The 23,333-nt window shown below is 33.6% G+C and carries 23 protein-coding genes; 20 read left to right on the forward strand and 3 right to left on the reverse strand.

All coding sequences use genetic code 11. The features are described from left to right. Positions 1-310 precede the first annotated feature (310 nt). Positions 311-1,021: a purine-nucleoside phosphorylase gene (gene deoD / locus SOJ_RS05230; protein WP_002507045.1), complete on the reverse strand. Its 711-nt coding sequence runs from the start codon at positions 1,019-1,021 to the stop codon at positions 311-313. Positions 1,022-1,198: 177 nt separating this feature from the next. Between deoD and deoC the strand changes: the two genes are divergently transcribed. The 4 genes from deoC (at position 1,199) to SOJ_RS05250 (ending at position 4,784) form a co-directional block, all read left to right on the forward strand. After that, positions 1,199-1,861 carry a deoxyribose-phosphate aldolase gene (gene deoC, locus SOJ_RS05235; protein ID WP_002507046.1) on the forward strand — a complete coding sequence of 221 codons (663 nt, stop codon included), beginning with the start codon at positions 1,199-1,201 and terminating at the stop codon, positions 1,859-1,861. A 72-nt stretch (positions 1,862-1,933) separates the two neighbouring features. After that, positions 1,934-3,235 carry a pyrimidine-nucleoside phosphorylase gene (locus tag SOJ_RS05240; protein WP_002507047.1) on the forward strand — a complete coding sequence of 434 codons (1,302 nt, stop codon included), beginning with the start codon at positions 1,934-1,936 and terminating at the stop codon, positions 3,233-3,235. An 11-nt stretch (positions 3,236-3,246) separates the two neighbouring features. Next, the gene (gene deoB, locus SOJ_RS05245; protein ID WP_002507048.1) at positions 3,247-4,431 is read left to right on the forward strand and encodes a phosphopentomutase; all 1,185 of its coding nucleotides are present in this window, start codon (positions 3,247-3,249) and stop codon (positions 4,429-4,431) included. Then, complete coding sequence (locus tag SOJ_RS05250) at positions 4,431-4,784, forward strand: DoxX family protein (RefSeq protein WP_002507049.1); 354 nt, start codon at positions 4,431-4,433, stop codon at positions 4,782-4,784. Before deoB ends, SOJ_RS05250 begins: the two co-directional genes overlap by 1 nt. A gap of 129 nt (positions 4,785-4,913) precedes the next feature. Here the strand turns inward: SOJ_RS05250 and SOJ_RS05255 are convergent, their stop codons facing one another. Then, positions 4,914-5,384, reverse strand: coding sequence for an S-ribosylhomocysteine lyase (locus tag SOJ_RS05255; RefSeq protein ID WP_002507050.1), 471 nt, complete (start codon positions 5,382-5,384; stop codon positions 4,914-4,916). Between the two features lie 274 nt (positions 5,385-5,658). Here SOJ_RS05255 and SOJ_RS05260 point away from each other — a divergent pair, with 274 nt between their 5' ends. From SOJ_RS05260 to SOJ_RS05270, 3 genes are all read left to right on the forward strand, one after another. Then, positions 5,659-6,843: a M20 family metallopeptidase gene (locus SOJ_RS05260; RefSeq protein WP_002511430.1), complete on the forward strand. Its 1,185-nt coding sequence runs from the start codon at positions 5,659-5,661 to the stop codon at positions 6,841-6,843. Continuing rightward, on the forward strand, positions 6,840-8,033 hold the full coding sequence (gene ldmS, locus SOJ_RS05265) for an L-aspartate--L-methionine ligase LdmS (protein ID WP_002507052.1): 1,194 nt from the start codon (positions 6,840-6,842) through the stop codon (positions 8,031-8,033). Before SOJ_RS05260 ends, ldmS begins: the two co-directional genes overlap by 4 nt. A gap of 125 nt (positions 8,034-8,158) precedes the next feature. Further along, positions 8,159-8,824: a DUF2750 domain-containing protein gene (locus SOJ_RS05270; RefSeq protein WP_002507053.1), complete on the forward strand. Its 666-nt coding sequence runs from the start codon at positions 8,159-8,161 to the stop codon at positions 8,822-8,824. Between the two features lie 180 nt (positions 8,825-9,004). Here SOJ_RS05270 and coaW read toward each other — a convergent pair whose 3' ends face one another. Further along, entirely contained in the window at positions 9,005-9,802 is a 798-nt protein-coding gene (gene coaW, locus SOJ_RS05275) for a type II pantothenate kinase (protein WP_002507054.1), read from the reverse strand. Between the two features lie 91 nt (positions 9,803-9,893). On the opposite strand from coaW, the gene SOJ_RS05280 reads away from it, so the two are divergent. The 13 genes from SOJ_RS05280 to prmC all read left to right on the forward strand — a co-directional run bounded on the left by SOJ_RS05280 (position 9,894) and on the right by prmC (position 23,304). Continuing rightward, complete coding sequence (locus tag SOJ_RS05280; protein WP_002507055.1) at positions 9,894-10,262, forward strand: VOC family protein; 369 nt, start codon at positions 9,894-9,896, stop codon at positions 10,260-10,262. Between the two features lie 77 nt (positions 10,263-10,339). Further along, positions 10,340-11,200 carry a GNAT family N-acetyltransferase gene (locus tag SOJ_RS05285; protein ID WP_002507056.1) on the forward strand — a complete coding sequence of 287 codons (861 nt, stop codon included), beginning with the start codon at positions 10,340-10,342 and terminating at the stop codon, positions 11,198-11,200. A 109-nt stretch (positions 11,201-11,309) separates the two neighbouring features. After that, positions 11,310-11,849: a DNA-directed RNA polymerase subunit delta gene (gene rpoE, locus SOJ_RS05290; protein WP_002507057.1), complete on the forward strand. Its 540-nt coding sequence runs from the start codon at positions 11,310-11,312 to the stop codon at positions 11,847-11,849. 332 nt (positions 11,850-12,181) lie between these two features. After that, positions 12,182-13,792: a CTP synthase gene (locus SOJ_RS05295; protein ID WP_002507058.1), complete on the forward strand. Its 1,611-nt coding sequence runs from the start codon at positions 12,182-12,184 to the stop codon at positions 13,790-13,792. Between the two features lie 362 nt (positions 13,793-14,154). Continuing rightward, positions 14,155-15,015, forward strand: a complete 861-nt coding sequence (gene fdaB, locus SOJ_RS05300) for a class IIb fructose-bisphosphate aldolase FdaB (protein ID WP_002507059.1) — start codon at positions 14,155-14,157, stop codon at positions 15,013-15,015. Between the two features lie 314 nt (positions 15,016-15,329). Further along, positions 15,330-16,589, forward strand: a complete 1,260-nt coding sequence (locus SOJ_RS05305) for a UDP-N-acetylglucosamine 1-carboxyvinyltransferase (protein WP_002507060.1) — start codon at positions 15,330-15,332, stop codon at positions 16,587-16,589. An 87-nt stretch (positions 16,590-16,676) separates the two neighbouring features. After that, entirely contained in the window at positions 16,677-17,000 is a 324-nt protein-coding gene (locus SOJ_RS05310) for a winged helix-turn-helix transcriptional regulator (RefSeq protein WP_002511426.1), read from the forward strand. 283 nt (positions 17,001-17,283) lie between these two features. Beyond that, on the forward strand, positions 17,284-18,711 hold the full coding sequence (locus SOJ_RS05315; protein ID WP_002507062.1) for an aldehyde dehydrogenase family protein: 1,428 nt from the start codon (positions 17,284-17,286) through the stop codon (positions 18,709-18,711). Positions 18,712-18,892: 181 nt separating this feature from the next. Then, on the forward strand, positions 18,893-20,209 hold the full coding sequence (rho, locus tag SOJ_RS05320) for a transcription termination factor Rho (protein WP_002507063.1): 1,317 nt from the start codon (positions 18,893-18,895) through the stop codon (positions 20,207-20,209). Positions 20,210-20,352: 143 nt separating this feature from the next. Beyond that, positions 20,353-20,610 (forward strand): type B 50S ribosomal protein L31, encoded by a 258-nt coding sequence (locus SOJ_RS05325; RefSeq protein ID WP_002507064.1) that lies wholly within the window; start codon positions 20,353-20,355, stop codon positions 20,608-20,610. Between the two features lie 195 nt (positions 20,611-20,805). Continuing rightward, on the forward strand, positions 20,806-21,405 hold the full coding sequence (locus tag SOJ_RS05330) for a thymidine kinase (RefSeq protein ID WP_002507065.1): 600 nt from the start codon (positions 20,806-20,808) through the stop codon (positions 21,403-21,405). Then, on the forward strand, positions 21,405-22,481 hold the full coding sequence (prfA, locus tag SOJ_RS05335) for a peptide chain release factor 1 (protein ID WP_002507066.1): 1,077 nt from the start codon (positions 21,405-21,407) through the stop codon (positions 22,479-22,481). The genes SOJ_RS05330 and prfA overlap by 1 nt, the downstream gene beginning before the upstream one ends. Beyond that, positions 22,468-23,304, forward strand: coding sequence for a peptide chain release factor N(5)-glutamine methyltransferase (gene prmC / locus SOJ_RS05340; protein WP_037539467.1), 837 nt, complete (start codon positions 22,468-22,470; stop codon positions 23,302-23,304). The genes prfA and prmC overlap by 14 nt, the downstream gene beginning before the upstream one ends. Positions 23,305-23,333: the final 29 nt, after the last annotated feature.

The raw sequence follows: 23,333 nt of genomic DNA on the forward strand, positions 1-23,333 counted from the left end.
GTGCGAAAATAATCTAATTTTAGATTTATAAGCATCAATCTGTTATCTTTGAAGGATTGCATAGTAGCTGTCTGATAACCAGTCAACGTTGTAGGAGCGAGGAAAAATCAAATTTTGATTTTTCTTCGCTCTTTTTCTATTTAAAAATCGCAACAATTATACAAAAGGCCATGAATATAATCACTATCGCAGTGAATTCATTTATTCAGAATTTCTATATCTTATCCATTTTTCATTAAAAAACAGGTCCTTCAAAACATGCGTTGTTTTGAAGGACCTGTTTTATTTAAATAATGATTTGAAACATCAATTACTCAGCCATTTCGAGTGCGACTTCCATCATTTGTGTAAATGAATTTTGACGTTCTTCAGCTGTAGTTGCTTCGTCGCGTAAAATATGATCACTCACTGTGAATATACCTAACGCTTTTTTACCAGCGTAAGTTGCATTTAAGTATAATGCAGCAGATTCCATTTCTATACCTAAGATGCCCATACGTTGCCATCTTTCATTAAACGTTGGATCAGCATTATAGAATGTATCAGATGATAATATGTTTCCTACATGTGTAGTTGCCCCAATTTCATCCGCTTTTTGTTTTGCTTTTAAAACTAAATCGAAATCAGCTAAAGGTGCGTAATGACCTGGAATATTATATTGCTCTACATAACTAGAGTTTGTAGAAGCGCCTTGAGCAATAATTATATCGTAAAGGTTAACGTTTTCTTGTAATGCACCACAAGATCCAATACGGATAATTGTCTCAACATCAAAGAAATTATAAAGCTCATAAGAATAAATTCCAATACTAGGTACGCCCATGCCTGATCCCATTACTGATACTTCTTTCCCGTTATAAGTACCAGTATATCCAAACATATTTCTAACTTCGTTGAATTGTTCAACATTTTCTAAGTAGTTGTCAGCTATGTATTTTGCTCGAAGCGGATCTCCCGGCATTAATACTGTTTTTGCAATTTTAGTTCCATTGGGTTGAATATGAGGTGTAGATTTTGTCATAATCATCTTCTCCTTTATGTTCTTTTATCAATTTAAAGATAACATTTGTTTATTATTATTGCGAATTTTTGTAATATAGATAATAAGAGAGTGTTTATAAAGATATCTATTTAATTTTGCTTTATAATAATAAGTGAAATGAATGTTTATTGTAAACAAAAATTAGGAGGATTTAATATGAATTATGCAAAATATATAGATCATACATTACTTAAACCGGAGTCGACTAGAGCTCAAATCGACAAAATTATCGAGGAAGCTAGAGAATTTAATTTTAAATCAGTGTGTCTTAATCCTACACATGTAAAATATGCAGCAGAAAAACTTAAAGATACAGAGGTATTAGTTTGCACTGTAATTGGATTCCCTTTAGGCGCGTCTACTACAGAAACGAAAATGTTTGAAGTTGAAGATGCTGTGAAAAATGGTGCTTCTGAACTTGATATGGTTATCAATGTTGGTGCATTAAAAGACGGGCGTTATGAAGACGTACAAAAAGACATTGAAAGTGTTGTTGGCGCTGCGAACGGTAAAACAGTTAAAGTAATTATTGAAACATGTCTATTAACAGACGAAGAAATAGTTAAAGCAAGTGAACTAAGTAAAGTAGCAGGTGCTAACTTTGTTAAAACATCAACAGGTTTTGCTGGTGGCGGTGCAACTCCAGAAGACGTGAAATTAATGAAAGATACTGTTGGAGATGACTTAGAAGTGAAAGCTTCTGGTGGCGTGAGAAATCTTGAAGATTTCAACAAGATGCTTGAAGCTGGTGCAACGCGTATCGGTGCGAGTGCAGGCGTTCAAATAATTCAAGGCTTAGAAAGCGATTCTGACTACTAGAATAGTTAATACTTAAAAAAAGGGATATATTATTAAGTTTGTATGATAGACAAACAGGGGAGGCCAACTCATATGAGAATGGTAGATATTATTGAAAAAAAGCGTGACGGACAAGTACTTACGAAAGAGGAAATTGAATTTTTTATAACTGGTTATACAAATGGTGAAATACCGGATTATCAAGCTTCTAGTTTAGCGATGGCTGTATTCTTTCAAGATATGAATGATGAAGAAAGAGCTGCGTTAACTATGGCAATGGTTAATTCAGGTGACGTTATTGACTTATCAGATATTCACGGTACTAAAGTTGATAAGCATTCTACTGGTGGAGTTGGAGATACAACTACATTAGTACTTGCACCTTTAGTTGCAGCTGTAGGTGTACCTGTAGCTAAAATGAGCGGAAGAGGACTAGGACATACAGGCGGAACGATTGATAAATTAGAATCAGTTGAAGGTTTCCATGTTGAAATCAGTGAAGAAAAATTCGTTAAGTTAGTTAATGAAGCTAAAGTTGCTGTCATTGGACAAACTGGTAATTTAACACCCGCAGATAAAAAATTGTACGGTCTTCGTGATGTTACTGGTACAGTAAATTCTATTCCACTTATCGCTTCATCAATTATGAGTAAAAAAATTGCAGCAGGTGCTGATGCAATTGTGCTTGATGTTAAGACAGGTAATGGCGCATTTATGAAGACGCTTGAAGATGCTGAAGCTTTAGCACATGCTATGGTAAGCATCGGTAATAATGTAGGTAGAAATACAATGGCTATCATTTCAGATATGGGTCAACCTTTAGGACACGCTATAGGTAATGCCTTAGAAGTAAAAGAAGCGATTGAAACACTACAAGGTAAAGGTCCTGAAGACTTAACTGAACTTGTAATGACCTTGGGTTCACAAATGGTTGTAGTGGGCGGCAAAGCAAAAGATTTAGAAGAAGCACGTGCATTGTTAGAAAAAGCAATACAAGATGGTTCTGCTTTAGAAAGTTTTAGAACATTTTTAGAGAATCAAGATGGAGATGGCTCAGTGGTAGACGACGTATCAAAATTACCACAAGCCAAATATCAAGTAGCATTACCAGCGGAATCATCTGGTTTCGTAACTGAAATTGTTGCGAATGAAATGGGCGTTGCCTCGATGATGTTAGGCGCAGGTAGACAAACAAAAGACGATGATATCGATTTAAGTGTTGGTCTTGTACTGCATAAAAAAGTAGGCGACAGAGTCGATGAAGGCGAACCACTATTAACAATACACAGTAATCGCGAAAACGTTGATGATGTAATAGAGAAATTGAACCAAAGTATCACAGTAAGTGAACAAGGTGCAGAACCAACATTGATTCATAAAATTATTACTGAATAGGAGTTGAGATAATGACTACACCATTTAAACGAGTACACTTAATTGTGATGGACTCAGTAGGCATAGGAGAAGGCCCTGATGCAAAAGCTTTTAACGATGAAGGCAGTCATACATTAAAACACACGTTAGAAGATTTTAATCAGTCATTACCTAATCTTCAAAAATTAGGTTTAGGTAATATTGAACCACTACCTGTAATTGAAAAAGAAGCAAAACCACAAGCTTTTTACACTAAAATGAGTGAAGCCTCTGTTGGTAAAGATACAATGACAGGGCATTGGGAAATTATGGGCTTAAATATCATGCAACCTTTTAAAGTATATCCTGAAGGGTTCCCTAAAGAGTTGATAGATGAAATTGAGTCAATAACTGGTCGTAAAGTAGTAGCTAATCGTCCTGCTTCTGGAACGCAAATTATAGATGAATGGGGCGAACATCAAATGAAAACTGGAGACTTAATAGTCTACACTTCAGCTGATCCAGTTCTCCAAATTGCTGCCCATGAAGATATTATTCCGTTAGAAGAACTTTATGATATCTGTGAAAAAGTAAGAGAATTGACCAAAGATCCAAAATATTTAATTGGTAGAATTATTGCCAGACCTTATCTTGGTGAACCAGGTTCCTTTAAAAGGACATCTAATAGACACGACTATGCTTTAAAACCTTTTGGCAGAACAGTTATGAATGAATTACAAGATGGTGGCTATGATGTCATTGCCTTAGGAAAAATAAATGACATTTTCGATGGTGAAGGTGTGACTGAAGCGGTTCGTACAAAAGATAATATGGACGGTATGGACAAATTAATAGAAACAGTACAACGTGATTTTAATGGACTAAGCTTTTTAAATCTTGTGGATTTTGATGCCTTATACGGACATCGTCGTGATAAAGCAGGCTATGCACAAGCGATTAAAGATTTTGATGAGCGTTTACCTGAACTTATCGAGCATTTACAAGAAGATGATTTAGTAATTATCACTGCTGACCATGGTAATGATCCAACTGCTGAAGGTACAGATCATACAAGAGAGTATATTCCAGTTTTAATGTTTAGTCCGAAAATTGCTGAATATCATGAATTATCGGTAGATGCTACATTTAGTTCGCTAGGTGCAACGATTGCTGATAATTTTAATGTGAAATTACCAGAGTACGGAAGAAGCTATTTAAAAGAAATGGGCATTGAGTAATGAAGAAAATAATTAGAATTTTATTTGGCATTGGTTTTAGCGTAGCTGGCGTGCTTCATTTTAAAGATGAAGAAAATTTCAGAAATATTGTACCTGAATATTTACCATTTAGAAAAGCTGCAGTTTTAATCACAGGTGTGTTTGAAATCGTGTTTGGTTTATTATTATTAATCAAGCAGCCTTCAACATGTTTGAAAAAAACGATAAATGCTTTTTTATGGGCTGTATTCCCAGCTAATATTTATATGGCACGTAAAAATTTACCACTAGCTGGTAAGCAATTACCTAAATGGGCTTTGTATGGCCGTTTACCATTACAATTTATCATGATAAAAATGATTAGTAAGCTATAATCAATTAAATAAAGAAAGTGGCTGTTAGTATCCTTATTGGAAATCTAACAGCCACTTTTTTATGCAATATAATTAAGTTAGGAATAAATGAACTCACAGTTATCTTAAGATAATTATTGGTTAGTATGATTATTTGTTTTCTCCGTATACATCTTGCCATACTGATTTTTGATCTAAGAAAGTTTGTGCAATTTCTTTAGCGCCTTCAAGAGAATGACTTGCTGCCCAGCCACATTGTACTTCGTTACAAGCAGGTACTTCTGTAGCGTTTAATACATCATTGATTGTTTGTTCGATGATGTTTAAGACATCTTCATAATCATCATGGTTAATGAATGAAACATAGAAGCCAGTTTGACAACCCATTGGGCTAATATCAACTACTTTATCTGAATGATTTCTAATATTCTCTGCCATTAAATGTTCTAAAGAGTGTAAACCAGGCATTTCCATATGCTCTTTGTTTGGCTGTTTGAAACGGATATCATATTTATGAATAACATCACCGTTAGCGCCCTCCATTTTACCAGCTAGTCTGACAAATGGTGCAGATACTATCGTATGATCTAAATTGAAGCTTTCAACGTTCATTTTTGGCATGTCATATCCTCCTAATTTATAAGTAAGTTAATTGTAACAAGACCGCAATGTATTTACAATTTCTGAAACGGGTATAAATACAAAGTGCTAAAATACTAATTTATTTAAAATTCAGAAAAGGAATGACAGAAGACGAGAAACCCGATAGAATAAATAATAATTAAACACGATATAAATATTTAGCATGATATGTGGTGTTATCTATAAAATTACTTAATGCATAGTGTATGGAAGTTGAAAGTGTTTTGGTAATTCAGGAGGTAGAGTGCAAACGATGGAGAAAAAACAAATTATTTTAGATTATATAGAAAATGAAAATCATAAATACTTAGAGATAAGTCATCAGATACACCAAAGACCAGAATTAGGAAATGAAGAGATTTTTGCTTCGAGAACTTTGATTGAGGATCTAATAGCACATGATTTTGATGTGGAAACTGATATAGCAGGACATGCAACAGGATTTATTGCACGATATGACTCAGGTATAGAAGGGCCCACGATTGGATTTTTAGCAGAATACGATGCCTTGCCAGGTTTAGGACATGCTTGTGGTCATAATATTATAGGTACTGCGAGTGTATTAGCGGGTACTGCATTGAAACAAGTGATTGATAAGATTGGTGGTAAAATTATTGTCTTAGGATGTCCTGCAGAAGAAGGCGGTGAAAATGGCAGTGCTAAAGCGACTTATGTTAAAGCAGGTGTTATAGATGAGTTGGATATTGCACTCATGGTCCACCCTGGAAATGAAACATATCGAACGATTGATACATTGGCTGTCGATGTTTTAGATATAAAATTTTATGGTAAAAGTACGCATGCATCTGAAAACGCAGATGAAGCGAGAAATGCTTTAGATGCGATGATTTCTTATTTTAATGGGATAGCGCAATTAAGACAACACATTAAAAGACGCCAACGTGTGCATGGTGTAATACTTGATGGTGGTAAAGCAGCGAATATTATACCTGATTTTACACATGCGCGTTTTTATACGAGAGCTACGTCTCGAAAAGAGCTAGATGTTTTGACTGAGCGGGTTGGACAGATAGCAAAAGGTGCAGCACTACAAACAGATTGTGATTTTGAATTTGGACCAATACAAAATGGGGTTAATGAATTTATTAAAACGTCTAAATTAGATGACTTATTTGCGAAATATGCCACTGAAATGGGTGAAGCAGTTATAGATGATGATTTTGGATATGGTTCTACAGATACTGGGAATGTCAGTCATTGTATACCAACGATTCATCCTCATATCAAAATTGGTTCACGAAATTTAGTTGGTCATACACATCGTTTCCGTGAAGCAGCAGGTAGTACCCATGGTGATCAAGCATTAATTAGAGGTGCGAAAATTCTCGCTTTAATGGGGCAAGAACTCATAGAAAATAAACCATTGTTTGAAGAAATCATCGAACAATATCAATATACAAAGGGGCACAAAAAATGACAAATCAAAGCTCTCTAAGACCTACATTAACACTTAGTGATCTTTACGATTCGCATATTGTTTATACTTCTAGACCGTCTTATATATCGAATCCTTGGTTGGAACCCGAAGTACATCAATCTAATTTTTTGACTGGTAGAGAGCTGATTATTGCTAATGAGATGCCTGTAATCGTACACGAAGCAAGTGTAACTGATAAATTAAAAATGCTATTTGAAGCAATTGGTAAAGCTATGCCAACCAATACGCTTAAATTTCAAGATCAAAGTAGCTATGAACAATTGATACAAGATTTGGCACATGATTATAAAAAAGTTTACTTTCAATACATTCATGGTGAAGATATTTTGAATAAAAAGTATTACGCGTTGGATAAGGATATTTTTGTAGCTTTAAATAATAAAGCACGTATACCAGAATGGACAAACCATAAATATCTACCTACAAGAGAAGTTGTTGATATAGATAATTTTGTAGAAGCTGTAGCAAAATGGGAGTATCCATTTGTATTGAAACCTGGAGACGACCTACCAACAGCAGGTGGGTATGGTGTGATGATTTGTTATAATGATGCTGATTTAGAACAAGCAAAATTGCGTATTGAAAATGCTAAAAACGAAACAGATACGATGATTATCGAACAAAAAGTAGAAGCAGTTGCAAATTATTGTGTTCAATATGCATATTCGAAGTATACTGGTGTGCGTTATATTGGGACTTCTGAACAGTTAACCAATAAATATGGATATTATAATGGTAACGAAAATGTACAAGATGTGCCTGATGCTGTAATTCAAGCGGGTAAAGAGATTATGGAAGTCGGCGTTTCGAAAGGTTATTTTGGAATAGCTGGTTTTGACCTTTTGGTAGATAGCAACGATGACATTTTTGCGATAGATTTGAATTTTAGACAGAATGGCTCAACAAGTATGTTATTGCTAGAACCGTTTCTTCAAGAAGGGTATCATAAATTTTATAGTTATTTGTCACATGTAGATAATTCAAAATTTTTCAACACAATTATGAAGTATGTAAATATGGGTGTATTATTTCCGTTATCTTATTATGATGGGGATTGGTTTGATAATGAAGTTGTTAAATCAAGGTTTGGTTGCATATGGCATGGGGAAAACGAAGCATATGTGGAAAAAATGGAGCAACAATTTTTAAATGATTTAGAAGAAAAATAGAACAACTACTCACAAATATAATGAATCTCTCTAGTAAATTACATTAGACGTTAATTGACTAGAGTATAAGAGTCATTTATATTTTAAGTATGGTTAAATATTATAAATGAATTGAAGGTGCTATGATGTCTTATAAACAAAATTCATTTTTCCAAGAAATTTTAGTCAATGAAGTCTTTTACGTAGCTACAAAATCAAAAGAATTAATTAGACATGAAGTATTGGGAAAAAATGTAGTATGTGCGTGGTCGGAAAAATCTAAAGCGGAAACATTTTTGAAGAAGCTTAATATTGACCACAGCAATATAAAGAAAATTGATATAGACCGTTTTGTAACATACGAAATGGATAACTTATTTGAAGAAGGCGAAGAAGTACTCATTGATGCTACTGGTACTACAGATGGCGAATTGATTAATATTGTAGAAATTACAAATGAGTTAATGTCTGATTTAGACAATATTCGTTTGAAAGAATTTGTAAATGATGTTGCTAAAGAGGATGCAGTCTTTGGTTTATCTAATCAAAAAGAAAAGCATTTTATATTGATTAGTGATGATGAACATCAAAGACCACAGATCATGCCTGTTTGGAGCATTAAAAGTAGAGCTGAAAAGGTAAGGGACGAAGACTTTGAAGAATGTGAAATTATCGAAATCGAAGGTGAAGTATTCGCTGAATGGTTAGATAATTTACGAGATGATGATAAAGCTGTAGCAATAGACTTGAAATCTGGTGTTGTAGGCACAGTTGTATCTGCTCAAAAAGTGATTGACCAACTTACATTTTAATTATTTCTAAATGCGTTTCAATGCGCTAGTATTTTGTTTTTATATTATTTGAATAATGATTAATTATGATGAGTTGTTTTGAAACTATAGATAGAAATTTGGGACATTTGTATTTTGAATTACTAGTAAAAGCAGTTTTCTACTGAAAAACGTAGAAAGCTGCTTTTTTCATGTTGATATTTATAAATGAATTGCACCTAATGCACCAGAGAATGCACCATGTTCAATATAATAAGGTTTAAACCCACGAAGTATTGTATAATCTGTAACAACTTTTTTTAATAAATCATTATTATGAAAAGATGAACCAATATAAGCTACATTTTCAGTATTATTTTCTCTAGCAACAGTAATAGACATTGTGGTAATAACTTCCCCAACAACACCTATAACAGATGCTAATTTATCAGCATCTGTAAAATTGGCATCCAAATTATGTAGGACATGGCCAAAGTTTGCTGCTGTAAGGTCACCTGAGATGGGTGGTTCACTGTCCTTATAAATATGTTTAACTTTCAAGTCAATAATCTCTCTATTTCCATTTTGAGCTGTATCAGTTAATTGTTTATAATCTTTAATACCAGTTAATAAATATCCAAGCCCTTGAATCATTCCGCCACCTGCGCCAACGCCACCTACACGTTGTTGATGATTACCGTCTGAAAAGTGTAATGAAGTGCCGGTACCGACGTTAGTAAAGATGTAATCATCTAATAAGTGCTCTTGTTCTACTAAAAGTATTTCTAAACCTTTTGCAGTCGCATCAAATTCGACAAAAATACGCGAAGGACAAGTCAAGTGTTCTTGTATTAATGCAGCTTGTCCACCAGTTAAACTAATGCTTTCACAATCTTGTTGATTTAACCATGAGATAACATCATCAATTTCAGTAGTTGATTTTGTTGTGTATACACGTTCCCCGTTATTGTCTTGAACTATCTTAATTAGAGTTCCACCAGCATCAATGCCAATCTTCATCTCTATTTCCCCCCAAATAAATTTACATTATAACTAATATTATAATAAAATAGGGGAAAATCAAATATGAAATTAAAAGGAGCGTTCTTTTATGATGCAATTAAGTCCGTTTATTAAAGTAGACGACGTTGATGAAGCTGTGAATTTTTATAAAAATGCGTTTGGTGGAGAAGAAAAAATATTAAACGAAACAAATGGACTACGACTGCATACAGAATTGCATGTGAATGCAACAGTGATATTACATATATCAAGTACATACGGAAAAGAATGGCATAATGATAATACTAATATTATTTTGACCTTTGACGATTTAGAAGTGCAACAACAAGTATATAACGCTTTGAGTAAATTAGGTGATCCACATATGCCGCTTGAAAAAACATTTTTCAATGCTATGCATGGTCAAGTTAAAGATCAATTTGGTGTGAATTGGCTCATGAATTGCTTTTTAAACTAAACGGTTTAATATAGGTTATAATTAGTTAGAAAGTGGTATTAATAAATAATTACTAAGTTTTAAATAGGGGATAGGATATGTTTATTAAAAAACAATTTGAAGGAATTACAGTTCAAGTGTATGAAGATAAATATAAAGATGCACTTTATAATTTTAAATTGAATGAACGCCAACAAATTTATTCATCTTTGCCGAGTGATGTTTTAGAAGATGCGTTGCACGATAAAGATAGAATTGCAAACATCGCATTAAATAAAAAAGGGGAAGTTGTAGGATTTTTCGTTTTGCATCAGTATTATCAACATGAAGGCTACGATACACCAAAACAAGTGATTTATGTTAGATCACTATCTGTTAACCAAAATTTTCAAGGTTATGGTTATGGTACTAAAATGATGATGTATCTTCCACAATATGTTCAATCTTTATTTCCAGATTTCAACCACTTATATTTAGTCGTTGATGCGGAAAATGAGAGTGCTTGGAATGTTTATGAACGTGCAGGTTTCATGCACACTGCAACTAAAGAAGAAGGACCACTAGGAAAAGAAAGATTATATTATTTAGACTTAGATTCAAACCATGTATCATCATTGAAATTAAAGCCAAATACGGAAGATGTGCCGTTCAACATTCATATTATTGATTTATTTAAAGATGGAAACAAAGTAGGGTTTATTGCAGTAGAAAAACATGAACAACGTATGAATATTTCTTCTGTAGAGGTTAATAAATCAAAAAGACACAATGGTATTGCGGAAAGTGCTTTGAGACAACTTTCTACATATATCAGAAAGTATTTTGATGATGTCAGTCTGTTGACAATTACACTATATGGTGAGAATAATGAATTAAAACCGTTATGTATCAATAGTAACTTTGTTGAAATCGAGTCTGCGGATGATTTTAAAGTATTTGAAAAGCATATAAATTATTAATAGAGATTGCGAAATCACAAATTGTCATTTATAATTTACATTTGTTATTATTACTTAAGATGAACTTAGTACGGATTTGGATAAATGCCTTTGAAAGGAAGAATAAATAATGAGAATTCAAGATTATACAAAAGAAATGGTTGATGAGAAATCATTTATCGATATGGCCTATACGCTATTAAATGAAAAAAATAGTACTATGAATTTATACGATATCATCGATGAATTTAAAGCACTTGGACATTATGAAGACCATGAAGTAGAACATAGAATTGTACAATTCTATACAGACTTAAATACTGACGGTCGTTTTTTAAACGTTGGAGAAAATATCTGGGGATTACGTGATTGGTATTCAGTAGATGATATTGAAGAAAAAATTGCGCCAACAATTCAAAAATTCGATATATTGGATGATGACCCAGAAGAAGATAAAAATTTAAAATTACTTGGTGAAGATGAAACTGATGACGATGATGACATCCCAGCTGTAACTGATGACCAAGAAACTTTGAATGATCCTGAAGAACCAAAAGAAGACGAAGTTGAAGAAGAAGGCATTGTTATTGATGAAGATGATGAAGACTTTGATGATGAAGACGAAGAAGAAGATGAAGACGAAGAAGCCGAGGAAGAAACTGAAAAATAATTATTTGAGATTTAATTGACTTTTCTCGTGAAAATGATAAAATTTTATTCGGGCTCCTTTAATTAGGACGACGTGTATAAATATTATACGCTCCCCCTTACAACGATGTGAGAGGGAGCGATTTTTTTATTTAAATGACTATAAAAAATTTATGAATTCTTTGAAATTAGGTAATTGCTTAGAGCAATAATTTATACATATGAAAATAATAAATGATAATTATAATATGTAAAACACGCTATTACACAAAAAATTAAGCAATTGATTTTAAAAATTCGATGTCAATATCGGTATTGATTGAAAAAACTGTTTTAATAACTAGGAGGCAGAACATGACAAAATTTATTTTTGTAACTGGTGGAGTTGTTTCTTCATTAGGAAAAGGTATCACAGCAGCATCTTTAGGAAGACTATTAAAAGATAGAGGGCTAAAAGTAACAATCCAAAAATTCGATCCATATTTAAACGTAGATCCTGGAACGATGAGTCCATATCAACATGGTGAAGTTTTTGTTACTGATGATGGTGCAGAGACAGACTTAGACTTAGGACACTATGAACGATTTATAGATATTAACTTAAATAAATATTCTAATGTTACAGCTGGTAAAGTGTATTCTCACGTATTGAAGAAAGAACGTCGTGGTGATTATTTAGGAGGAACAGTACAAGTTATCCCGCATATCACAAATGAAATTAAAGAACGTTTACTTTTAGCAGGAGAAAGCACAAATGCTGATGTTGTTATTACTGAAATCGGTGGAACAACAGGGGATATAGAATCATTACCATTTATTGAAGCTATTAGACAAATTCGCAGTGACTTAGGTCGCGAAAATGTAATGTATGTACACTGTACATTATTACCGTATATTAAAGCTGCTGGAGAAATGAAAACGAAACCAACACAACATAGCGTAAAAGAATTACGCGGTTTAGGTATTCAGCCTGATTTGATTGTGGTTCGTACAGAATATGAATTAACACAAGATTTAAAAGATAAAATCGCTTTATTCTGTGATATCGACAAAGCAAGTGTAATCGAATGTCGTGATGCAGAATCACTATATGAAATTCCTTTACAGTTAAGCAAACAAGATATGGAAAACATAGTGATTGATCGTTTAGAACTTAATCCAAAATACGAAACACAGTTAGATGAATGGCAATATTTACTAGACACAGTGAATAATTTAGATGGCAAAGTGACAATTGGTTTAGTTGGTAAATATGTAAGTCTTCAAGATGCTTATTTATCGGTTGTTGAATCATTAAAACATGCAGGTTATCCATTTAAAAAAGATATTGAAGTAAGATGGATTGATTCTAGTGAAGTGACAGATGATAATGTGTCAGAAATATTATCAGATGTAGATGGTATTTTAGTCCCAGGTGGATTTGGATTCCGTGCAAGTGAAGGAAAAATTTCTGCGATTAAATATGCACGTGAAAATAACGTACCGTACTTTGGTATCTGTCTAGGTATGCAATTAGCAACAGTTGAATTTGCTAGAAATGTACTTAACCTTGAAGGTGCACATTCAGCAGAATTAGATCCAAAAACGCCGTATCCAATTATTGATTTACTACCTGAACAAAAAGATATTGAAGATTTAGGCGGTACGTTACGTTTAGGACTTTATCCTTGCCATATTAAAGAGGGTACATTAGCACACTCAATTTATAATGAAACTGATATTGAAGAAAGACATCGTCATCGTTATGAATTTAACAATGAATATAGAGAACAATTAGAAGCAAACGGTATGGTATTCTCAGGTACGAGCCCTGATGGTCGCTTAATTGAAATGGTGGAAATTCCTGAAAATGACTTTTTCGTAGCTTGTCAATTCCATCCTGAATTTTTATCAAGACCTAACCGTCCACAACCAATTTTCAAAGCGTTTATTGAAGCTTCTTTAAAAAATAAACAATCTAAATAAAATAAAAATGACGCATGTTAGCTAAGTAATTAAAGGTTACAGTTAGCAATGCGTCTTTTTTATATCCTTAATTGTTAAATGTCATTATACATTAACGATAATTGAATTTTTTATAAAGGTTTCAAAATTCGTGTTATTTGATTCAAACGATTTCATAATTATATTTTTATAATTACTGTAAAATAAGATGTATAGTATAACAAATTTACAAAAATTAGAAGAAAAATGTCTATTTTTAAGGTTTTAAAAAGAAAAAAACAATTAAAAACGCTTACAATTGTTTAGAAGAATGCAAAAGGTTTCTAATTTTGATATAATTAGATTGTAAAAATATGTGCTTAAAGCACCAAGGAGGAACTTTCATGCCTTTAGTTTCAATGAAAGAAATGTTAATAGACGCAAAAGAAAATGGTTACGCAGTTGGTCAATACAACTTAAATAACTTAGAATTTACACAAGCTATCTTAGAAGCTTCACAAGAAGAGAATGCTCCAGTTATTTTAGGTGTGTCTGAAGGTGCTGCTCGCTATATGGGTGGTTTCTACACGGTAGTTAAAATGGTTGAAGGGTTAATGCACGACAAAGAAATCACTGTCCCTGTTGCAATCCACTTAGACCACGGTTCAAGCTTTGAAAAATGTAAAGAAGCAATTGATGCTGGATTTACATCAGTAATGATCGATGCTTCTCATGGTTCATTTGAAGACAACGTTGAAATCACTTCAAAAGTAGTTGAATATGCGCATGAACATGGCGTATCAGTTGAAGCTGAATTAGGTACTGTAGGCGGACAAGAAGACGATATTATCGCTGAAGGTGTTATCTATGCAGATCCTAAAGAGTGTCAAGAACTTGTTGAAAGAACAGGCATTGATACATTAGCACCAGCATTAGGTTCAGTACACGGACCATATAAAGGTGAACCTAAATTAGGATTTAAAGAAATGGAAGAAATTGGTGCTTCTACAGGATTACCGTTAGTATTACACGGTGGTACTGGTATCCCAACTACAGATATCCAAAAAGCTATTCCTTTCGGCACAGCAAAAATTAACGTTAATACAGAAAACCAAATCACTTCTGCTAAAGCAGTACGTGAAGCTTTAGACAAAGATAAAGAAGTATATGATCCTCGTAAATATTTAGGACCAGCACGTGAAGCAATCAAAGCAACAGTTATTGGTAAAATTAAAGAGTTTGGTACATCTAACCGAGCAAAATAATTTAATCTATATTACAAATGAGACTGAGACATGTAATTATGTCCCAGTCTTATTTTTTTATGTTATAATTGCTATCGTTTGGTAAAGAGGTTATTATTAAATCCAAACTATTTACATAAATCTCAAACAAAATATATATAATTATGATTTAAAACAAAAATAATGGGAAATAAAAACTATAGTAAATAATTTATATGTAACTTGCATCACTTAATTTTAATTTTAAAAAGTTTTAGTAGACTGATGTACTTTGCAAACTGGAAAAAGTAATTTATAATGCAAATAATGATTGAAAGTCAAAGGAGAACAAGCGAATGGCTCAAGAAGTGATAAAAATTAGAGGTGGACAAACACTTAAAGGTGAAGTGGATATCCACGGTGCTAAAAACAGTGCAGTAGCAATTATACCTGCAGCAATCCTGGCTGAAGATAAAGTAACAATTGAAGGTCTTCCAGAAATTTCTGATGTAGAAACATTGGTTAGTCTATTAGGGGATTTAAATATTAAAACAGAATTAGATGGTATGACATTAAAGGTCGACCCTACTGACATTGAAAATGCACCATTACCTAATAATAAAGTCGAGTCTTTACGTGCCTCTTATTATATGATGGGTGCAATGTTAGGTAGATTTAAAAAATGTGTCATTGGTTTACCTGGAGGTTGTCCATTAGGACCAAGACCTATTGATCAACATATCAAAGGTTTTAAAGCTTTAGGCGCGAAGATTGATGAATCAAGTGAGACTTCTATGAAAATTGAAGCTGACAAATTAACTGGTGCAAATATATTTTTAGATATTGTGAGCGTTGGTGCAACAATTAATATTATGCTTGCAGCTGTACGAGCTGAAGGGCATACTGTCATTGAAAACGCAGCTAAAGAACCAGAAGTTGTAGACGTAGCAACGTATTTAATTGGTCTAGGTGCAGATATAAAAGGTGGAGGTACAAGTACGATTAAGATTAATGGTGTGGATCGTCTTCACGGTTCTCATCATCAAGTTATTCCAGATAGAATAGAAGCTGGTACGTATATGTGTATAGCTGCAGCTTGTGGTGAGGATATTCAAATTAATAATATTATCCCAACACATGTTGAACCATTAACTGTAAAGTTAAAAGAATTAGGCGTGGATATTCAAGTTGGCGATGATAGTGCTAAAATTAAACGTAGTGCGCCTTATGCAAGCGTCGACATTAAAACTTTAGTTTATCCTGGATTTGCTACAGACTTACAACAACCTATTACACCGCTATTATTTATGGCAGATGGTGTATCCTTTGTGACTGAAACAATATACCCAGCGCGTTTTAGACACGTTGATGAATTAAAAAACATGGGTGCCAATATCAATGCAGATGATGGTACGGCAACTATTAAGCCATCTAAATTAACAGGAGCAGAAGTATATGCGAGTGACCTACGAGCAGGCGCATGTCTTATTGTTGCAGGACTTTTAGCAGAAGGTGTTACTACAATTTACAACGTAAAACATATTTATCGTGGCTACACTAATATTGTGAGTACTTTAGAATCATTAGGTGCAGATATTTGGACTGAAGAAATTTAGAAAATGTGGTATACTAAATATACTAAGTACTTGAAATATATTTTAGTAACTCAGATTATAGAATAAAAACGATATGAGGTGATGACCATGGAGGTTTGCCCTTATCTTGAAGAGACCTTTAAAATAGTAGGTAGAAGTTGGAATGGTCTAATTATTAATTATTTGTCTAGGTGTCCAGAAAAATCTGCTCATTTTTCGGATATGAAACGTGATTTGAAAACAATTACACCACGTGCACTTAGTATAAAATTAACAGACCTAAGTGAATGGGGTCTTGTAGAGAAAAAAATAGTATCTACAAGCCCGATGAACATATTATACCAACTTACGGATAAAGGTGATGCACTAGCGGCAGCATTAGTACCAATGGAAAAGTGGGCGCAAGATTTTATTGAACTTGAAAATCAATAATATCAATGTCTATGAACGAAGATTTAAAGCGTTATAATAAGAGAAGAAGTCTATGACATGTCATAGACTTCTTTTTTTGTTTTTAAAAAAAGAAAATATATATTTTTTTTAGCTTATAAATTGTGAGGTTCAAGGTTTTTGTTGGGACTAATTATTAATGTGAAATGATTAGAAAACGCTTAATAACAACGTTTGTCGTCATATAACGTGAGCATTAATGTTTAAAAATACAGAATCTCGGTTAAAATATAATTATCAACACAAATTAGGGAGTGAATTATTGATGAGAAATTTCACTAAACAATATATTAACGGAGAATGGATTGAAAGCACTAGTGGAGAAACACTAGAAGTTATTAATCCAGCGACAGAAGAAGTAGCAGGTACAATTGCGAAAGGTAATAAAGAAGATGTTGATAAGGCAGTAGACGCTGCAGAAAATGTGTATCTAGAATTTAGACACAGCTCAATAGAAGAAAGAAGAACATTATTAGATAAAATAGTACAAGAATATAAAAATAGAAAAGATGATCTTATAGAGGCAATTACAGACGAATTAGGTGCGCCTTTATCAGTATCAGAAAAAGTACATTATCAAATGGGACTAGATCACTTTGAAGCAGCACGTGATGCATTAGATAATTTTGAATTTGAAGAACGTCGTGGTGATGATTTAGTTGTGAAGGAAGCTATTGGTGTTTCTGGCTTAATCACACCTTGGAATTTCCCAACGAATCAAACTTCATTGAAATTATCTGCCGCTTTTGCAGCAGGAAGTCCAGTCGTATTAAAACCATCTGAAGAGACACCATTCGCCGCAATTATTTTGGCTGAAATTTTTGATAAGGTAGGCGTGCCAAAAGGTGTGTTTAACTTAGTGAATGGTGATGGACAAGGTGTAGGTAATCCATTAAGTGAACATCCGAAAGTAAGAATGATGTCGTTCACTGGCTCTGGTCCAACTGGTTCAAGCATTATGAAAAAAGCAGCTGAAGATTTCAAAAAAGTGTCACTTGAATTGGGCGGTAAATCACCATATATTATTTTAGATGATTCAGATATTGATGGTGCAGCAAGTGCAGCAACTGGTAAAGTTGTTAGCAATACTGGTCAAGTTTGTACAGCAGGTACTAGAACATTAGTACCAGCAAGTCTAAAAGAAGAATTCTTAACAGCTGTAAAAGAAAAATTCAGTCAAGTTAAAGTCGGTGATCCACGCGAAGAAGGCACTCAAGTTGGTCCAATCATTAGTAAAAAACAATTTGACCAAGTACAATCATATATCGATAAAGGTATTGAAGAAGGTGCAGAATTATTCTATGGTGGACCTGGCAAACCTGAAGGCTTAGAAAAAGGTTACTTTGCTCGCCCAACAATATTTAATAATGTTGATAATAGTATGACAATCGCGCAAGAAGAAATTTTTGGCCCAGTGATGTCAATTATCACTTACAATGATTTAGATGAAGCAATTAAAATTGCAAATGATACTAAATATGGCTTAGCTGGATATGTATACGGTAATGATAAAGACACATTACACAAAGTAGCACGTTCAATTGAAGCTGGTACAGTAGAAATTAATGAAGCTGGCCGTAAATCGGACTTACCATTTGGTGGTTATAAACAATCTGGTATTGGACGCGAATGGGGCGACTACGGTATCGAAGAATTCCTAGAAGTTAAGTCCATTGCTGGCTATTATAAATAATAAAGTTTAGCAGTAATTAAATAAATTATAAAAGCAAGGCAGTTTAACTGTCTTGCTTTTATAATTTATAAAAACTGAAATACATTTTGTAATTAAATAAGAAATTTGCTATAGTTATAAAAGTAAGTAGCGTAGTACGTTGCGTTATTTAAAAACTTATTTATGAAATGGGTGCAAGATAATGCCTGATAAAGTACGAACATCACCTCAGTATGAATCGTTCCACGAATTATACAAAAATTACACTACAAAAGATCTCACTCAAAAAGCAAAATCTCTAAAACTAACAAATTATAGTAAACTTAATAAAAAAGAACTTGTTCTTGCAATTATGGAAGCGCAAATGGAAAAAGACGGTAACTATTATATGGAGGGTGTATTAGATGACATCCAACAAGATGGCTATGGTTTCCTTAGAACAGTTAATTATTCAAAAGGTGAAAAAGATATTTATATCTCTGCCAGTCAAATACGACGTTTTGAAATCAAACGCGGCGATAAAGTTACTGGTAAAGTAAGAAAACCAAAGGATAATGAAAAGTATTATGGTTTGCTACAAGTTGATTTTGTTAACGACGAGAATGCAGAAGAAGTTAAAAAAAGACCTCACTTTCAAGCGTTAACGCCATTATATCCTGAAGAACGAATCGTTTTAGAAACAACGAAGCAAAATTTTTCGACTCGTATTATGGATTTAATTACGCCAATTGGTTTGGGCCAACGTGGACTTATTGTTGCACCACCAAAAGCAGGTAAAACATCTCTATTAAAAGAGATTGCTAACGCTATTGCTATCAACAAACCAGATGCAGAATTATTTGTATTATTAGTCGGAGAACGTCCAGAAGAAGTAACAGATATTGAACGTTCTGTTGAATCTGCTGAAGTTGTGCACTCTACATTTGATGAGCCACCACAACACCATGTTAAAGTTGCAGAACTTTTATTAGAACGTGCAAAAAGACTTGTTGAAGTAGGAAAAGATGTCATTATTTTAATGGATTCAATTACAAGGTTAGCTCGCGCATACAACCTTGTCATACCACCAAGTGGACGCACATTGTCTGGTGGTTTAGACCCTGCGTCATTACACAAGCCAAAAGCATTTTTCGGAGCTGCAAGAAATATTGAAGCTGGTGGCAGTATGACGATACTAGCTACAGCGTTAGTTGATACAGGATCACGTATGGACGATATGATTTACGAAGAATTTAAAGGAACGGGTAACATGGAATTACACCTAGATCGTAAATTGGCAGAGCGCCGAGTATTTCCAGCTATTGATATCGGTCGTAGTTCAACGCGTAAAGAAGAACTACTTATTTCTCCAAAAGATTTAGAATCATTATGGCAATTACGTAATATGTTTACAGATTCAATTGATTTTACAGAAAGATTTGTACGCAAATTAAAACGTACAGAAAATAACCAAGAATTTTTTGAACAATTACAAAAGGCTGCTAAAGAAAGCACTAAAACAGGTAAACCAATTATTTAAGTTGAAATTAGCAAAGTGTTATCAAGCTAATATATGATTTAGGGTTGCGTTTTGGTTTTAAAGCAATTATAATTATCAAGTATTGGGTAAAAACTCACAAACAACTCTGTTCCAGATGGTTCAGGGCAAAGGAGCTGAAAATAATGAGAAAAAATATTCATCCTGAATATCACAGTGTAATCTTTTTAGATACAACTACGAATTTTAAATTCCTAAGTGGTTCAACAAAATCTTCAAAAGAGACTATGGAATGGGAAGATGGCAACGAATACCCAGTTATTCGTTTAGACGTTTCATCTGATTCACATCCATTCTACACAGGACGCCAAAAATTCGCTGCTGCGGATGGCCGTGTGGAACGTTTCAACAAAAAATTCGGAATCAAATCAAGCGACGAGTAATCGTTGTTATAAGGCATTCTCATTATATGAGAATGCCTTTTTGTTTTTAGAAATATAAGTCTCTAATTGAGAATATTACAGTTTTAATAGTTTTTATACATAAAAATAACTCAATATCTTGAAGAAATAGCATATTTCAATTAAAAAAATATGCTATAATGAATCGATTATGTTTTGAAAAAGGTGGAACGCATAATGTATGAAACTTATCATTCCGGGTGGATTGAATGTATTACTGGAAGCATGTTTAGTGGTAAATCTGAAGAGTTAATTCGTCGATTAAGACGAGGCCTTTATGCTAAGCAAAAAGTAGTTGTATTTAAACCGGCTATAGATGACCGCTATCATAAAGATAAGATTGTTTCTCATAATGGCAACGCTATTGAAGCAATTAATATTTCAACAGCGGCTGAAATACTTAAGCACGATTTGTCAGATACAGATGTTATAGGCATCGATGAAGTGCAGTTTTTTGAAGAAGGTGTAGTTAATATTGTTGAACAATTAGCCAAAAAAGGCCATAGAGTCATTACAGCGGGACTAGATATGGATTTCCGAGGGGAACCGTTTGAACCTATACCACACCTACTAGCAGTAAGTGAAGAAGTGACTAAACTACAAGCTGTTTGTGCTGTTTGTGGTGCATCTTCAAGCCGCACACAAAGGTTGATTGATGGTAACCCAGCAAAAATAGATGATCCAGTTATATTAGTTGGTGCAAATGAAAGTTATGAACCAAGATGCAGAGCGCATCATATTGTTGCACCAAGTAATAATATGAAGGAGGAAATGTAGTGTTTGATCAATTAGATATCGTAGAAGAAAGATATGAACAATTAAATGAATTATTAAGTGATCCAGATGTAGTAAGTGATCCAGATAACTTAAGAAAATATTCAAAAGAACAATCAGATCTACAAAAAACTGTAGAAGTATACCGTAATTATAAACAAGTCAAAGAAGACATTGTTGAAATAGAAGAAATGTTAAAAGAAACAAAAGACAGTGATGAAATTGAAATGTTAAAAGAAGAACACCAATCACTTAACAATCAAGTTCCGAAACTAGAAGAAAATCTTAAATTTTTACTTATTCCAAAAGATCCTAACGATGAGAAAGACGTTATCGTGGAAATACGTGCTGCTGCTGGTGGAGATGAAGCTGCAATTTTTGCTGGGAACTTATTTAGAATGTATTCTAAATACGCTGAAGCACAACGTTATAAAACAGAAATTGTAGAAGCCGCTGAAAGTGACCATGGTGGTTATAAAGAAATCAGTTTTTCAATTTCAGGATCAGGTGCTTACAGTAAGTTGAAATATGAAAATGGCGCCCATCGTGTACAACGTGTACCTGAGACCGAGTCAGGTGGACGTATTCATACATCGACTGCTACAGTTGCAGTATTACCAGAAGTTGAAGATGTAGAAATTGAAGTGCGAAATGAAGATATTAAAGTAGATACTTACCGCTCTAGTGGTGCGGGTGGACAACATGTCAATACTACGGATTCAGCTGTACGTATCACACATGTGCCGACCGGAATCATTGCTACGTCTTCAGAAAAATCACAAATTCAAAACCGTGAAAAAGCTATGAAAGTTTTGAAAGCACGTTTATTTGATATGAAATTACAAGAAGAGCAACAAAAATATGCTGCCCAACGTAAATCAGCAGTAGGTTCTGGTGATCGTTCAGAACGTATTAGAACGTATAATTATCCTCAAAGTCGAGTGACTGACCACCGTATTGGTTTAACGATTCAGAAGTTAGATCAAGTTATGGAAGGAAAATTAGACGAAGTGATAGATGCATTAACTTTAGCTGAACAAACTGATAAATTGAAAGAACTTAACAATGGTGAATTATAAAACACGACTTTCTAATGCAAAAATGAAATGCATTGAACTAGATATTGAAACGACTCGAGCAGAATGGTTAATGTTAGATTTATTGCAATGGAGTAAAGCGGATTATTTGATGCATAAGGATGAGGTAATGTCGGACATACATTTAGAATTATATAACGACGCTGAAGTTAGAATGTTAAAAGGTGAACCGATTCAGTATATTGTTGGAAGCCAATCATTTTACGGTGAGACATTCAAGGTGACTGAAGATTGTTTAATACCTAGACCTGAAACTGAGGAAGTCATGTTACACTTTTATAACGAGATTCATTCTGATGATACAATTGTTGATATTGGTACAGGTAGTGGTAATATTCCAATTATACTAAAAAAGATGAATCGATCATTAACTGTCTATGCTACAGATTTATATGCTACAGTATTAGCCGTAGCACAAGAAAATGCCCTTAGCCATCAAGTAGATATTAACTTTTTGCAGGGTGATGCATTAGCACCTTTAATAGAAAGAGGTATAAAAGTGAATGGTCTAATTTCTAACCCGCCTTATATTGATGATAATGAGGCTGTACTGATGGATGACACAGTATTGAAATATGAACCACATTCTGCATTATTTGCAGAAGATAATGGGTATAAGGTTTATGATGCAATATTAAACCAATTGCCAAAAGTACTTCTGCCGAATGCAAAGGTCGTTTTTGAAATTGGTTATAAACAAGGTCAAACATTGAAGCAAAAAATACAATCTAAATATCCTTCATTAGATGTTCAAATTATAAAAGATATTAATAATAACGATAGAATTATTTCTTTCGAGTGGTAATAAGAAGTTATGTACTGAACATGATAAAT

This window comes from Staphylococcus sp. OJ82 (assembly GCF_000294465.1).
In the GTDB taxonomy this organism is placed as follows: domain Bacteria; phylum Bacillota; class Bacilli; order Staphylococcales; family Staphylococcaceae; genus Staphylococcus; species Staphylococcus equorum.

Bases quoted from the DNA above. Each gene is read 5' to 3' on its own strand.
- SOJ_RS05330 (WP_002507065.1), top strand. From the start codon at position 20,806: ATGTATGAAACTTATCATTCCGGGTGGATTGAATGTATTACTGGAAGC.
- rpoE (WP_002507057.1), top strand. From the start codon at position 11,310: ATGAGAATTCAAGATTATACAAAAGAAATGGTTGATGAGAAATCATTT.
- SOJ_RS05260 (WP_002511430.1), top strand. From the start codon at position 5,659: ATGGAGAAAAAACAAATTATTTTAGATTATATAGAAAATGAAAATCAT.
- SOJ_RS05305 (WP_002507060.1), top strand. From the start codon at position 15,330: ATGGCTCAAGAAGTGATAAAAATTAGAGGTGGACAAACACTTAAAGGT.
- SOJ_RS05250 (WP_002507049.1), top strand. From the start codon at position 4,431: ATGAAGAAAATAATTAGAATTTTATTTGGCATTGGTTTTAGCGTAGCT.
- rho (WP_002507063.1), top strand. From the start codon at position 18,893: ATGCCTGATAAAGTACGAACATCACCTCAGTATGAATCGTTCCACGAA.
- SOJ_RS05325 (WP_002507064.1), top strand. From the start codon at position 20,353: ATGAGAAAAAATATTCATCCTGAATATCACAGTGTAATCTTTTTAGAT.
- SOJ_RS05270 (WP_002507053.1), top strand. From the start codon at position 8,159: ATGTCTTATAAACAAAATTCATTTTTCCAAGAAATTTTAGTCAATGAA.
- SOJ_RS05285 (WP_002507056.1), top strand. From the start codon at position 10,340: ATGTTTATTAAAAAACAATTTGAAGGAATTACAGTTCAAGTGTATGAA.
- deoC (WP_002507046.1), top strand. From the start codon at position 1,199: ATGAATTATGCAAAATATATAGATCATACATTACTTAAACCGGAGTCG.
- deoD (WP_002507045.1), bottom strand. From the start codon at position 1,021: ATGACAAAATCTACACCTCATATTCAACCCAATGGAACTAAAATTGCA.
- SOJ_RS05280 (WP_002507055.1), top strand. From the start codon at position 9,894: ATGATGCAATTAAGTCCGTTTATTAAAGTAGACGACGTTGATGAAGCT.
- deoB (WP_002507048.1), top strand. From the start codon at position 3,247: ATGACTACACCATTTAAACGAGTACACTTAATTGTGATGGACTCAGTA.
- SOJ_RS05295 (WP_002507058.1), top strand. From the start codon at position 12,182: ATGACAAAATTTATTTTTGTAACTGGTGGAGTTGTTTCTTCATTAGGA.
- ldmS (WP_002507052.1), top strand. From the start codon at position 6,840: ATGACAAATCAAAGCTCTCTAAGACCTACATTAACACTTAGTGATCTT.
- fdaB (WP_002507059.1), top strand. From the start codon at position 14,155: ATGCCTTTAGTTTCAATGAAAGAAATGTTAATAGACGCAAAAGAAAAT.
- SOJ_RS05310 (WP_002511426.1), top strand. From the start codon at position 16,677: ATGGAGGTTTGCCCTTATCTTGAAGAGACCTTTAAAATAGTAGGTAGA.
- prmC (WP_037539467.1), top strand. From the start codon at position 22,468: ATGGTGAATTATAAAACACGACTTTCTAATGCAAAAATGAAATGCATT.
- SOJ_RS05315 (WP_002507062.1), top strand. From the start codon at position 17,284: ATGAGAAATTTCACTAAACAATATATTAACGGAGAATGGATTGAAAGC.
- SOJ_RS05255 (WP_002507050.1), bottom strand. From the start codon at position 5,384: ATGCCAAAAATGAACGTTGAAAGCTTCAATTTAGATCATACGATAGTA.
- coaW (WP_002507054.1), bottom strand. From the start codon at position 9,802: ATGAAGATTGGCATTGATGCTGGTGGAACTCTAATTAAGATAGTTCAA.
- SOJ_RS05240 (WP_002507047.1), top strand. From the start codon at position 1,934: ATGAGAATGGTAGATATTATTGAAAAAAAGCGTGACGGACAAGTACTT.